Source organism: Pseudomonas sp. LH21, from assembly GCF_036549575.1.
In the GTDB taxonomy this organism is placed as follows: domain Bacteria; phylum Pseudomonadota; class Gammaproteobacteria; order Pseudomonadales; family Pseudomonadaceae; genus Aquipseudomonas; species Aquipseudomonas peradeniyensis.
This window is the reverse complement of sequence record NZ_CP144367.1, coordinates 5016710-5029420: the sequence shown is the minus strand read 5'-3', so window position 1 is coordinate 5029420 and position 12711 is coordinate 5016710. Positions and strand designations below refer to the sequence as shown.

General features: G+C 61.0%; 10 protein-coding genes. 8 read left to right on the top strand and 2 right to left on the bottom strand.

Features of this window, described 5'->3' with window-relative positions:
• The first annotated feature begins 65 nt into the window (after positions 1–65).
• From VUG52_RS22855 to VUG52_RS22835, 5 genes are all read left to right on the top strand, one after another.
• Complete coding sequence (locus VUG52_RS22855) at positions 66–1988, top strand: DUF1302 domain-containing protein (protein ID WP_050703759.1); 1923 nt, start codon at positions 66–68, stop codon at positions 1986–1988.
• Between the two features lie 25 nt (positions 1989–2013).
• Entirely contained in the window at positions 2014–3378 is a 1365-nt protein-coding gene (locus tag VUG52_RS22850; protein WP_050703760.1) for a DUF1329 domain-containing protein, read from the top strand.
• 212 nt (positions 3379–3590) lie between these two features.
• Complete coding sequence (locus VUG52_RS22845; protein WP_331832117.1) at positions 3591–6308, top strand: LuxR C-terminal-related transcriptional regulator; 2718 nt, start codon at positions 3591–3593, stop codon at positions 6306–6308.
• A 157-nt stretch (positions 6309–6465) separates the two neighbouring features.
• Complete coding sequence (locus tag VUG52_RS22840; protein WP_050703762.1) at positions 6466–8073, top strand: tetratricopeptide repeat protein; 1608 nt, start codon at positions 6466–6468, stop codon at positions 8071–8073.
• Positions 8070–8762, top strand: a complete 693-nt coding sequence (locus tag VUG52_RS22835; protein ID WP_050703763.1) for a sensor histidine kinase — start codon at positions 8070–8072, stop codon at positions 8760–8762. The genes VUG52_RS22840 and VUG52_RS22835 overlap by 4 nt, the downstream gene beginning before the upstream one ends.
• 69 nt (positions 8763–8831) lie before the next feature.
• Here the strand turns inward: VUG52_RS22835 and VUG52_RS22830 are convergent, their stop codons facing one another.
• A complete protein-coding gene (locus VUG52_RS22830; protein WP_050703764.1) occupies positions 8832–9095 on the bottom strand; it encodes a YebG family protein in 264 nt (87 codons plus the stop codon).
• A 222-nt stretch (positions 9096–9317) separates the two neighbouring features.
• On the opposite strand from VUG52_RS22830, the gene VUG52_RS22825 reads away from it, so the two are divergent.
• On the top strand, positions 9318–9788 hold the full coding sequence (locus tag VUG52_RS22825; protein WP_050703765.1) for a phosphate-starvation-inducible protein PsiE: 471 nt from the start codon (positions 9318–9320) through the stop codon (positions 9786–9788).
• A gap of 3 nt (positions 9789–9791) precedes the next feature.
• On the opposite strand, the gene VUG52_RS22820 is transcribed toward VUG52_RS22825, so the two are convergent.
• Positions 9792–10091, bottom strand: coding sequence for a DUF3509 domain-containing protein (locus tag VUG52_RS22820; protein ID WP_050703766.1), 300 nt, complete (start codon positions 10089–10091; stop codon positions 9792–9794).
• Positions 10092–10261: 170 nt separating this feature from the next.
• On the opposite strand from VUG52_RS22820, the gene VUG52_RS22815 reads away from it, so the two are divergent.
• Positions 10262–11740 (top strand): AAA family ATPase, encoded by a 1479-nt coding sequence (locus VUG52_RS22815; RefSeq protein WP_256205959.1) that lies wholly within the window; start codon positions 10262–10264, stop codon positions 11738–11740.
• A gap of 4 nt (positions 11741–11744) precedes the next feature.
• Positions 11745–12638, top strand: coding sequence for a hypothetical protein (locus tag VUG52_RS22810; RefSeq protein WP_156329579.1), 894 nt, complete (start codon positions 11745–11747; stop codon positions 12636–12638).
• The last annotated feature ends 73 nt before the right edge of the window (positions 12639–12711 follow it).

The window sequence follows — 12711 nt, the reverse complement described above, 5'->3', positions numbered from 1 at the left end:
CAGGCGCTCGAGCCGTTTCTGAAAGGACTCACTGCCATAACAAAAAAGTACATGGAGTAGCGTCGATGACATCTGCAAACCTGTTCTGGCGCCGGGCGAAACTGCCCCTGGCCGTCAGCCTCGCTTCCACGCTCGCAAGTCCTGCTTTCGCTGTCAGCTTCAACATCGGTGAAATCGAAGGCCAGTTCGACTCCTCGCTCTCCGTTGGCGCCAGCTGGTCGACTGCCAACCCCAACAAGAACCTCATCGGGGCCAACAACGGCGGCAGGGGGCTGTCGCAGACCTCCGACGATGGCCACCTGAACTTCAAGAAAGGCGAGACCTTCTCGAAGATCTTCAAGGGTATCCACGACCTGGAGCTCAAGTACGGCGACACCGGCGTGTTCGTCCGCGGCAAGTACTGGTACGACTTCGAGCTCAAGGATGAAAACCGCGAGTTCAAGGACATCAGCGACTCCAACCGCAAGGAAGGCGCCAAGTCCTCGGGCGCGGAACTGCTCGACGCCTTCGTCTACCACAACTACAGCATCGCCGACCTGCCAGGCACCGTGCGCCTGGGCAAGCAGGTGGTGAGCTGGGGTGAAAGTACCTTCATCGGGGGTGGCATAAACTCCATCAACCCCATCGACGTCTCGGCGTTCCGCCGCCCGGGTGCGGAGATCAAGGAAGGCCTGATTCCGGTCAACATGTTCTACCTGTCGCAGAGCGTGACCGACAACCTGACCGCCGAAGGCTTCTACCAGATCGAGTGGGACCAGACCGTTGTCGACAACTGCGGCACCTTCTTCTCCCAGCCCGACGTGATCGCCGATGGCTGCAACAACAACCTGGCGGTGCTGGCCAAGCAGGCCAACGTGGCGGGGCGGTTGGGGCCGATTGCCGCGCCGACCATGCGTGCCCTTGCCGCCCAGGGCGTCTCCTGGGGCTCGCCTGACGAAGGTGTGATCGTGCGCCGCGGCCCCGATCGCGACGCCCGTGACGGCGGTCAGTTCGGCTTGGCACTGCGCTACATGTACGAGCCGTTGAACACCGAGTTCGGTGGCTACTTCATGAACTACCACAGCCGTGCGCCGATCTTCAGCGGCCGTGGGGCCAATGCCCGTTTCTACAACCCGAACAACCTGGCCGCCGCACTGGTGGGGGCTGGCGTACCGGGCGGCGCGATCAGCCCGGCCTTGCTCCAGCAACTCATGCCGCTGTATGTGGCGGGCAATTCCAGCTACTACGTGGAGTACCCCGAGGACATCCGTCTCTACGGCCTGAGCTTCTCCACCACCTTGCCTACCGGCACGGCCTGGAGCGGTGAGATCAGCTACCGCCCGAATGCGCCGGTGCAGTTGAACACCACCGATATCCTGTACTCGGGGCTGACGCCGCTTGACCCCAATGCCTCGGTCCTGCGAGGCACGCCGGATACCGATCAGCCAGGCTATCGCCGCAAGGAGATTACCCAGCTGCAGACCACGTTCACCCACTTCTTCGACCAGGTCATGGGCGCCGAGCGTCTGACCATGGTCGGTGAAGTTGGCTGGACGCACGTCGGTGGCCTGGAAAGCACCTCCAAGGCGCGTTATGGCCGCGACCCGGTCTACGGTCCCGGCCCGCTGCCCAACGGCCGCTGCCAAAGCCTCAACGCCACCACGCTGGCAGGCGTCGAGCAGAACAACCTGTCGCGCTACTGCGAAAACGACGGCTTCACCACCTCCGACTCCTGGGGTTATCGCGTCCGTGCCATCTGGGACTACAACAACGTCTTCGCCGGTGTGAACCTGCGTCCGAGCGTGGCCTGGTCGCATGACGTCGACGGTTACTCCCCGGGCCCAGGCGGCAACTTCGAGGAAGGCCGCAAGGCGGTCAGCCTTGGCCTGGACGCCGAGTACCAGAACACCTACACGGCGAGCCTGTCCTACACCAACTTCTTCGATGGCAAGTACACCACCGTGGATGATCGCGACTTCGTCGCCCTCAGCTTCGGCGTGAACTTCTAAGAAATCTGATCCAGGACGACACACAATGAAAATGACCACACGTCTGCTGCAGGCCGGTGTACTGGGCATGTCCCTGCTGGCAACCAGCGTCATGGCTGCGGTTTCCGCCACCGAAGCGGCCAAGCTGGGTTCCACGCTGACCCCGATGGGCGCGGAGAAGGCCGGTAACGCCGATGGCTCGATCGGCCCGTGGGAGCCGCTGTCCAAGAGCGCCGGCAGTGCCGACGCCAAGGGCTTCCTGTCCGACCCCTTCGCCAGTGAGAAACCGCTGTTCACCATCACCGCGCAGAACGCCGACCAGTACAAGGACAAGCTCTCGCCTGGCCAACTGGCGATGCTCAAGCGCTATCCGGACAGCTACAAGATCCCGGTGTACAAGACCCACCGCGGCTCCACGGTGCCGGACGACGTGTTCGCCGCGATCAAGGAAAACGCCACCAAGACCACCCTGGTCGCGGGCGGCAACGGCCTTGAGAACTTCCGCACCGCCGTGCCGTTCCCAATTCCCAAGGACGGCCTGGAGGTGATCTGGAACCACATCACCCGCTACCGTGGCGGCAGCGTGACCCGCCTGGTCACCCAGGCCACCCCGCAGCAGAACGGCTCGTACAGCCTGGTGTACTTCCAGGACCAGTTCGTGTTCCGCGACAAGATGAAGGACTACGATCCGGCCAACCCGGGCAACATCCTGTTCTACTTCAAGCAGGAAGTGACCGCCCCGGCGCGACTGGCCGGGACCGTGCTGCTGGTCCACGAGACCCTCGACCAGGTCAAGGAACCGCGCAAGGCGTGGATCTACAACGCTGGCCAGCGCCGCGTGCGCCAGGCGCCGCAAGTGTCGTACGATGGCCCGGGTACCGCCGCCGACGGCCTGCGCACCTCCGACAACCTGGACATGTACAACGGCGCGCCGGATCGTTACGACTGGAAGCTCGAAGGCAAGAAGGAGATGTACATCGCCTCCAACGCCTACAAGCTGGACGATCCGAAGCTCAAGTACAGCGACATCATCAAGGCCGGGCACATCAACCAGGACCTGGCGCGCTACGAGCTGCGCCGCGTCTGGCACGTGGTCGCCACCCTCAAGCCGGGCCAGCGCCACATCTATGCCAAGCGTGACTTCTACATCGACGAGGACACCTGGCAGGCCGCGGTGATCGACCAGTACGACGGTCGCAACCAGCTGTGGCGCATTTCCGAGGCCCACGCCCAGCCGTACTACAACGTGCAGGTGCCGTGGTACACCCTTGAGGCCATCTACGACCTGCAGTCGGGCCGCTACCTGGCCCTGGGCATGAAGAACGAAGAGAAGAGTGCCTACAACTTCGGCTTCAGCGCCAGCAAGGCCGACTTCCAGCCGGCAGCCCTGCGTCAGGCAGGTGTGCGTTGAGCTGACAGTCGTTACAACTCCGTTTGATCTCCCAGAACGCCCCGGCTTGCCGGGGCGTTTCTGTTCCAGAGGCGCCTGTCCATCAGCATTGTTTCTTTTTGTTGTAGTCTTTTTCGCTCGATGCGTTTCCATCATCTTCAAATGCGCCGCGTTTGCCGCTAGTCTCGCAACCATCCGTACTGCCGCATTACTCCAATCAGAACGAGCCGGCCATGACAGATTTGTCCCGTACGCATGGAGTCGCCAGCCAGGCCCTGGGCCTGCTGGACGGGCGTTTCTTCCGTCCACCCCTGCCGGAGGCTCACGTCCCCCGAGCGCGCTTGTGCCAGCGCTTGCAAGGCGGGCTGGGCGGGCGTCTGCTGTTGGTGAACGCCCCGGCCGGGTTCGGCAAGAGCTCGCTCGCCATCGAGTTCTGCCAGGAGCTGCCCAGCCATTGGCGCAGCCTCTGGCTTGGGTTGAGCCAGCGCGATGCCGACCCGGGCCGCTTTCTCGAGCGCCTGCTTGAAGGGCTGCAGCAGTTCTGCCCGGCGCTCGGCGGGCAGGCCATGGGCCTGTTGAAGATGCGCCAGCGTCATCAGCCCTTCGCCTTCGAGGAATGGCTCGATGGGCTCCTTGATGAGCTCGCGCTCTATCTGCAGCCGGACACTCCCCTGCTGCTGGTCCTGGATGACTACCACCTGGCCCAGGGGCCGGTGCTCGATCGTTGCCTGCAGTTCTTCCTCAACCATCTGCCGGCCGGGTTGGTCCTGCTGGTCACCAGCCGCCAGCGCCCTGACTGGCACCTGGCGCGCCTGCGCCTGTCACGGCAACTGGTCGAGCTCAACGAGCAGGACCTGCGCCTGACCCCCGATGAAGCGCTGGCGGTGATCGGCCGTCAGCCCACCGGCTTGCGCGGCCAGGCCCTGGACAACCTGATCCAGCGCAGCGACGGTTGGGTGGCGGGGCTGCGCTTCTGGCAACTGGCGGCCAGCGAGTCCGGCGAGGACCACGCCTTGCCCCAGGCGCTGCATGGCGGCGAAGGGCTTATCCGCGACTACCTGCTGGAGGAAGTCATCGACATCCTGCCGGCCCCCGTGCAGGCGTTTCTCTACGAGACTGCCTGCCAGGAGCGTTTCTGCGCCGAATTATGCGACGCCCTGCGTGAGCGCCAAGATAGCGGCGAGATCCTGAGCTACCTGCAGGCCCACCAGGTGTTCCTGGTGCCGCTCGACGAGCATGGACTGTGGTTCCGTTATCACCACCTGTTCTCCGACCTGCTGCGCAGCCGGCAGGCCAGCGAGCCGCTGGCGGGGCTGCACCTGCGCGCCTGCCGCTGGTTCGAAGGGCAGGGCCTGCTGGACGAGGCGGTGGAGCAGGCCCTGCGCGCGGGCCATCTGGACGTGGCGGCGGACCTGGTGCAGAGCCTGTCCGAGGAGCAACTGCTGGCGGAGCAGAATGTCGGCATGTTGCTGCGCTGGAAGATGGACCTGCCCGACAGCCTGTTGATCAGCACGCCCAGGCTGATCGTCCTGTACAGCTGGGCCCTGGGGTTGGCCTGCCAACTGGACGCCGCCGAGGAGCTTGCGGCCTACCTGAGCCGCTTCCTGCCCGCACCGTCGGCCACGGCGCAGAAGTCGATGCTGGCCCAGTGGTTGGCCCTGAGCGGGGTCATCGCCCGTGGCCGCGGCGATCGCGAGCGGACACTCGCCTACTGTGGCGAGGCGCTGCAGAGCCTGCCGAACAAGCGCTACGGCCAGCGCCTGGTGTGCCTGTCGACGCTCTCGAACCTGGCCATCGCCGATGGCGATTTCTGGCGGGCGCGGGGCTGGAACCGCGAGGCCCTGGAGCTGGCGCAACGGGTCGGCAACCCGCTGTTCGAGGCCCTGGCCCATTACGATCGGGCGAGGGTACTGCACGCCCGCGGCGAAGTGCTGCGCGCCCTGGACGAAGTGCACCAGGGATTGCAGCGGTTGCAGGGCCTTTCGGGGCAGCGCCTGTATGCCGTGCGCGCGCGCCTGACCTTGTACGAGGGCTACTTGCTGGCGGCCCGACTGCACTGTGCCCAGGGCCGTGCGCGCTTGCGCGCCGGGCTCAGCGAGGCGCGCAGCTGCCGCGACATCAGCGTCCTGATCGGGCATTGCGTAATCGCCTCGCTGGACGGCCGCGAAGGGCGTTTTGCCGAGGCGTTCTCGGAACTGGCCGAGGCGGAGCGGCTGATGCATATCTGGGACGTGCCGCCGATCTTCTACCTGGCCATGATTACCCTGGTGAAGTGCGAGCTCTGGTTGGCCCAGGGGCGGACGGACCTGGCCGAGTCCTGGCTGCTGCGCCTGGGGCAGACCTACGGTGGCGAGCAGCCTGCGGCCGCGCCGGAGTTCCACCCGTTGTTGCCGCTGCACATCGAATTGCAGCAGGCCTTGCTGGAACGGGTGCTGGCCCGCCCCGGCGATGCCGAAGCGCGGTTGCGCACGCTGGTCGAGCGGGGCCAGGCCAGCGGTGGCATGACGCTGGTGGTCAGCGCGCAGTGCCAATTGATTGCCCTGCTGCTGGCCGAGGGGCGTGACGCCGAAGCGGCCAGGTTGCTCACACCTGCTCTGCAGGCGGCGCAGGGTGGTGCCCTGCAGGCCTTCCAACGCTTGATCGAAGAGCAGCCACACTGGCTGCGCGAGCAGTTGACGGGACGTGTGGCCTGCCCGGCGCAGAGCGATCTGCTGGCCCATCTGCCGCAGGCCCTGGCCACCGGCGGCAGTGCCGCCGAGGCCCTGAGCAGCCGTGAGTTCGCCGTGCTGGAACTGATCGCCCAAGGCTGTTCAAACCAGCAGATCAGTGAGCGCCTGTTCATCTCCCTGCACACGGTCAAGACCCACGCCAGCCATATCAACAGCAAGCTCGGTGTCGAGCGCCGCACCCAGGCGGTGGCCAGGGCCAAGTCCCTTGGCTTGCTGGTCTAGTGGCTTGGGGCGAGGACGGCCGTTAAGATAGCGGCTTTAGGCCATCATTCGGCGTTACCTTTCCGGGCTCATCTTTTCTGAACCGCTGCCGATACAGACCTCGGCGGTATGCATCGCCACGCGCCACTTCCCCACTTTTTCAATACAGGTCGTGTTGATGCTGCAGTATGGGCAAAAAAGCTTTCTGATCGTCGACGACTTCACCGACTTCCGCACCTCGACCCGCTCGATGCTTCGCGAGCTGGGCGTGCGCGACGTCGACACCGCCGACAGTGGCGAACAGGCGCTGCGCATGTGCGGGCAGAAGCGCTATGACTTCATCCTCCAGGATTTCCACCTGGGCGACGGCAAGAAGAACGGCCAGCAGGTGCTCGAGGACCTGATCCTCGACAAGCTGATCAGCCATGAATGCGTGTTCATCATGGTTACCGCCGAAAGCAGCCAGTCGATCGTGCTCAGTGCCATCGAACACGAGCCCGATGCTTACCTGACCAAACCCTTCAACCGGGTCGGCCTGGCCCAGCGCCTGGAGAAGCTGACCCAGCGCAAGACGCTGCTCAAGCCCATTCTCCAAGCTCTTGATCGCGGGCGCCCGGCCGAAGTGCTCGCCGCTTGCGCCGAGCTGTGCAAGAAGGACCCGCGCTTCGCCCCTCTGTGCCTGCGCTATCGTGCCGACGCCCTGCGCGACCTCAACCGTTTCGAGGAGCTGGAGAAGTTCCTCAAGAACATCCTCGCCAGCCGCCCGCAGCCCTGGGTCTACGCCGCGCTCGGCAGCCTGTTGCACAAGCGCGGGCAGAATGCCCAGGCCCAGGGTGTCTACGAGCAGGCCCTCAAGGCCTTCCCGATCATGCCCAACCTGTACGATGGCATGGCCGAGGTGCTGGTGGCCCAGGGCGAGACCCGGCGTGCTCAGCACATGCTCGAGGAAGCGGTGCGCCTGTCGCCGCTCGCCGTGCGCCGCCAGGCCGCGCTGGGCAAGCTGGCGCTGGACAACGCCGACTTCGAGAGTGCCTCCAAGGCCTTTCGTCATGCGGTCAACCAGGGGCAGAGTTCGCGCTACAAGGACGCCGAGAGCAACCTGGGGCTGGTCCAGGCGTTGATGAACAAGAACAGCGGCAACGGTCTCGATGCCCGTACCCGGGTCGAGATCAACACCGTGCTCAGCGAGGTGGCCAAGGAAAACGTCGAGGACCAGGGCCTGCAAGTACGCGCGCGGTTGATGAAGGCTGCCAGCCTGCAACAGGCCGGCGATCCGGAGACCGCCGCCAAGCTCACCGAGCAGGCCATGCAGCGCCTGGAGAAGATGGACCAGTTCTTCTCCGTGGAGGCGGCGCTGACGGTGGCCAAGCAGTTGCAGCAACTTGGCCAGGATGCGGCCGGTACCTCGATTCTCAAGGGCTGCGTGGAAACCTACGGCGACGACCCCAAGGTCATGCAGAGCGTCGCCAAGCTCACCGACGACCCGCTGGTGCTGGGGGCGGTGACCGAAGCCGTGGACCTCAACCGCCAGGGCGTGCGCAGCTACCAGGGCGGCCAGCTCAACGAAGCGCTGGGCATGTTCCGCAAGGCGTTGTCGTTGCAGCCGAAGAACATCAGCATCGCCCTGAACACCGCCCAGGCACTGCTGCGCATCGGCGGCGAGACGCCACCGCCGGCGCTGATGCAGGAGTGTCGCGATTGCCTCACCAGCGTGGCCGGCATTCCCGCCAGCGACAGTCGCTATGACCGTTACCGCAAACTGCACATCCGGGTCTTCGGCGCATGAACCAGGACAACCAGGGGCTGGATTTCTCCACGGTGATCGCCTCCACCGTGCACGACCTGAAAAACTCCCTTTCGGCGCTTACCCATGCTCACAGCCAGTGGCTGGCGCGCCTGCCCGAAGAGTTGCGCGGCGGTGTCGAGCAGGGCGTGGTGGAGCATGAGCTCAGCCACTTGAACGGCATGCTCGTGCAGTTGCTGGGGCTGTACAAGCTTGGCGTCAACCAGCTACCCATTTGCCCCGACTACCACGAGCTGGACGACTTCATCGAGGCCCAGCTGGCGGCCCAGGAAGACGTGATCAAGCACCGCGACATCCTTGCCACCTGGCGTATCGAGACCGAAAGCCCGCTGGGTTTCTTCGACCGTGAGCTGGTCGCCTCGGTGGTGGCCAACGTGCTTACCAACGCCATCCGTTATGCCGGCCACGCCCTGTTGATCAGCATCGAGGAGGAGGGCGAGCAGTTGGTGATCAGCGTCAACGACGACGGTGCCGGTTATCCACAGCGCATGCTCGAGCGCCAGCACGACTACGTGCAGGGCATCGATTCGCAGAGCGGCAGTACCGGGCTGGGGTTGTACTTCGCCGCGCGAATTGCCGCGCTGCATGAGCGCAACGGTGTGCGCGGGCGGATCGAGATAACCAATGGCGGTACGCTGGGGGGCGGCTTGTTCCGCTTGTACCTGCCTTGAATCGCGGCACGGCGTTGGCCGCCGTGCCGCCTCAGGCGCGAAGGGGCCGCGAAATGGCCGGTGCAGCCGTCACTCGGCTGCCGCGCCTTCGAGCAGTTCGGCCAGCGCATCCGGCTGGCTCTTGAACGCCCGGGCGAACACGTCGCGGTTCTTGGCCATGTAGATACCGGCTTCCTCGACTTGCTGTTCGCTCAGCGACGGTACGGCTTTTTGCAGTACCTCGGCCAGGCGTTCGGCCAGCTCGAGCATCTTGTCGTGACGGTCTGCTTCGGCCTTATCCATGAACAAGCGCTCCGGGTCGCGGCTGCTGCGGTACACCACTTCGACGGCCATTCATCACCTCTGTGCCTTTTTGCTGATGGGGTTGCGGGTAACTGTATTTTTATACAGTACATCGCCAGGCCATCACCCTGCAAACGCAATGATGGCCCGGCAAACTGAAAATCAGCGTAGCCCACAGGTGCCCTGCGGCAATCGGCCGCCTTCCAAGACAGGGGCCGTGGCCCTTTAACTGCATGGCACAAGACCTTCAGCCGTATCTAGGAATCGAACATCGTGAACATCAAATGGGCAGAAAGACTGCGCAAGGGCCTGCACGGCTCCGCCGACTCGCTGGGCAACCTGTGCGTGGAAGCCTTCCACTACCTGGCGCTGTTCGGCATCGGCGCGATCACCGCCTATGCGGCGGTGGTGACCTTCCTGGACATGCTGGGCAAGGGCGGGGTCAGCGTCGATGACATCCTGCTGCTGTTCATCTACCTGGAGCTGGGGGCGATGGTGGGGATCTACTTCAAGACCAACCACATGCCGATCCGCTTCCTGCTCTACGTGGCGATCACCGCATTGACCCGCCTGCTGATCGGCGATGTCTCGCACCACAAGGCGCCGGATGTCGGGCTGCTGTACGTGTGCGGCGGCATCCTGCTGCTGGCCTTCGCCATCCTGGTGGTGCGCTACGCCTCCTACCGCTACCCGTCGACCAAGGCGCTGGATGCCAGTGGCAAGGAAGTGGACGAGAGCAAGTAGCCCTCAGTTGGCAATGCCGGCGGCGGGAAAGCGCTGTTCGCCATGCCAGGTGCGGGTCAGGGCCGCCAGCACCTCAAGTGGGTTCTGCCCCAGCTCGATGGCCAGGCCCAGGCGGATGCTGTCGATGACCCGCTGCAGGCGCACCGGATCGTTGCGCTGGGCCTGGCTGATCAGGCGCCTGGCGACCACGCCGCTGTCGTCGGACAGGGTAAGCATGATGCTGCCGTCCAGGCGCTCGATGCTCAGGTTGACCCGGTACTCGGGGGCGAAGGCGGCGCTGATGTGATCGAAAGGGTTGTTCATGGTGAAACTCTGTCGTTGCTAGTTGAAGAGTCGACCTGGCGGGCATCGCGTTAGTTCACTGCCACTGGTCAATATCCGCGCAAGGCGGTACTCACAAGGATAATTTCACTCTTGCACATACTGCGATAACCTAGCAAACGCTGACGCGCATAACGAATACAAGGATGGAGATGAATATGCGATTCATAGTTGGAAACCCCAATACTTACAGCGGTGGTGACGCGATTGTTCTATTGCCGAATACGGGCTGGAATGACTACCGATTTGTAACAACTTTTTATGCTTATTTGGTGCGGCGTAATGTTTCGGTACGACTGGGAGAAGTCAAGATCGGCTTTGTGCAGCAGGATCCAAGCGTGGCGACTTATAAGGAGCTCGAACCATCATTTACTGCTTTGGGTGAACGTTATTTTTCGCTCGGACAAAATCCGGAGTATTATGAAAACGTTCGCAGGAAGTTAGGGGCGCAGCAGGATGAATTTTTTATTGCGATGAGAGATGTGGCCTATAATGAGCGCGTAGTGCCACAGGTCTATGAGCAGCGTGTTTTTATTGAGTCGTTGTCGAGATTTGTTAGTGAGTCAAGCATAAAAGGTCACTTTAAGAATATCATTGACGCTGGTGTCCAGCCCAGAGATTATGGTTTTATCTATCATCATGACCAACAGGCATACTTGAAGTTCAGCGTCTCTAGTCAGTCGAAACCTCCGAGTAACGTGCATGCTTTGATAGGGCGCAATGGTGTTGGTAAAAGCCATGTGCTGAAAAGGATTGCCCGCTCTATTGATATGTCCGATGGCGTAGTTACCAGCATGGATGGTCGAGATGTCACATCTTCCGACTTTGGGTTGCTGTTGTACTTTTCGCTCGGAATATTTGGTAACCCGCTGGGGGTCGCTGAGTTTGGTGATGATAGGCTAAAACAGGGGAGAACTAAGAAGCGCTATATTGGTATTTATAAGGAGGATGGCTCTTTAAAACGGGTAGATGAAGAGATGGGTATGGAGCTGTCGGAGTCTATCGCGACCTGTGTGTTAGGTTCGGACGTGAAAAAGAGAAAGTGGTTCAGTGCGGTTAGTAGGTTGCAGGTTGGTGTTGATTTTGGTGATTTGGATGTTGCCGCGCTGGTAGATGTTGAAGATAAAAATGAATTGATTCGGCGTGCAATGGAGATGTTCTCCCTGCTGAGTTCGGGGCATGCGACAGTTCTTTTTTACATGACCAAAGTGGTGGAGTTGGTAGAAGATAAAACCATCTGTCTCTTTGATGAACCTGAAAATCACCTTCACCCTCCTCTTTTAGCAGGGTTCATCAGGGTGCTGTCTGAGTTTCTTTCTGAAAGCAACGGTATCGCTATTCTTGCTACTCACTCTCCGGTAGTGTTGCAAGAGATCCCACGTGGTTGTGTGTGGAGAATCGATGGTGTCGGGCAGTTCATGCGGCCGCACATCGAAACGTTTGGCGAGAGTGTGGGGGACATTACAATGGACGTGTTTGACCTCGATAGGCGGCACTCAGGATTCTATGCGCTTTTAAAACAAGATGCTCAAGAGGTTGGCGACTACGAAGGTGTTATGAGTATATATAAAGGCCAGGTAGGTACTGAGGGGCGTTCGGTTGTGCTGTCGTCCTTGCCGCGGGAGCGGTAGCACCATGAAGAAGCATAGTTTCTACGATGTGTTCGAGGCCTGTGTGAACGGTAAGCGATACCGCAACAGGCCGTTGAGCCATAATGATATGCAAATGTATCGTTTCTTGCGGGCCGCTCAGGAAGTTTTTAAGATTCACTATTATTATGGTGGCGCTTATACTTACAAGGATGAAAGTCTCACGTTTGGCTGGCAGAAGAGTCGATTTGTGGCGCTGTATGAGGAGCAACTCTCCAATAAAAGGGCAGCAGGGCGAAAGTATTATGATGTACTGGTAAGGCTGGCGCCTGATAATAAGTGTCAGGTCTGCTTGCTCGGAAAAGTAGAGAGTTTGGATCATTTTTTGCCCAAGGAATCATATCCTTCGCTATCGATCTCACCCTATAATCTGGTCCCCTGTTGTCTTGGTTGTAATGGTGTGAAGTCGACCTTTAAACCATCCTCGCCAAAGAGGCAAGCTATACATTATAAGTTTGACGATATTTTCAGCTCGGACTGGCTGCAGGGTGAGTATGACTGCGTCAATAGAAAGGTTGTTTTCAGTCCCAATACCTGCTTGTACCCAGAGGGTTCGGTAGCTCACGCTAGAATTGCAACGCATATGGAGGTTCACGGGTTGCACTCGGTGTACGAACTTGAGGCGCTGAGGAAAACTCGAGAAATGGTGGCGTATGCCAAGGTAGAGGGCATTAGCTTGGAGGAACATATCCATTCCGAATTGAGCAAGCTCGCAGATAATGCCAGGTTTTACCCGCGTGCGCGGCATACGTTCGATCATTGGAAATGGGTGACATGTAAAGCGCTTCTAGCGTCTTCAGTGTTTATGCAGAGTGACTATCAATGGTTCGAGAATATGAAGAGATACTACCTTCCTAGTGAAGGTTTTGAGGGGCTGTGACACACTTTGCCCTGTATGTTTTTAGCAGAGACCAGTGTGTTAAACGCCCGGCAATTGGCCGGGCGTTGTTCAC

Excerpts from the sequence above, each read along its gene's own strand:
- VUG52_RS22855 (WP_050703759.1), top strand. The coding sequence starts at position 66 with ATGACATCTGCAAACCTGTTCTGGCGCCGGGCGAAACTGCCCCTGGCC.
- VUG52_RS22850 (WP_050703760.1), top strand. The coding sequence starts at position 2,014 with ATGAAAATGACCACACGTCTGCTGCAGGCCGGTGTACTGGGCATGTCC.
- VUG52_RS22845 (WP_331832117.1), top strand. The coding sequence starts at position 3,591 with ATGACAGATTTGTCCCGTACGCATGGAGTCGCCAGCCAGGCCCTGGGC.
- VUG52_RS22840 (WP_050703762.1), top strand. The coding sequence starts at position 6,466 with ATGCTGCAGTATGGGCAAAAAAGCTTTCTGATCGTCGACGACTTCACC.
- VUG52_RS22835 (WP_050703763.1), top strand. The coding sequence starts at position 8,070 with ATGAACCAGGACAACCAGGGGCTGGATTTCTCCACGGTGATCGCCTCC.
- VUG52_RS22830 (WP_050703764.1), bottom strand. The coding sequence starts at position 9,095 with ATGGCCGTCGAAGTGGTGTACCGCAGCAGCCGCGACCCGGAGCGCTTG.
- VUG52_RS22820 (WP_050703766.1), bottom strand. The coding sequence starts at position 10,091 with ATGAACAACCCTTTCGATCACATCAGCGCCGCCTTCGCCCCCGAGTAC.
- VUG52_RS22815 (WP_256205959.1), top strand. The coding sequence starts at position 10,262 with ATGAATATGCGATTCATAGTTGGAAACCCCAATACTTACAGCGGTGGT.
- VUG52_RS22810 (WP_156329579.1), top strand. The coding sequence starts at position 11,745 with ATGAAGAAGCATAGTTTCTACGATGTGTTCGAGGCCTGTGTGAACGGT.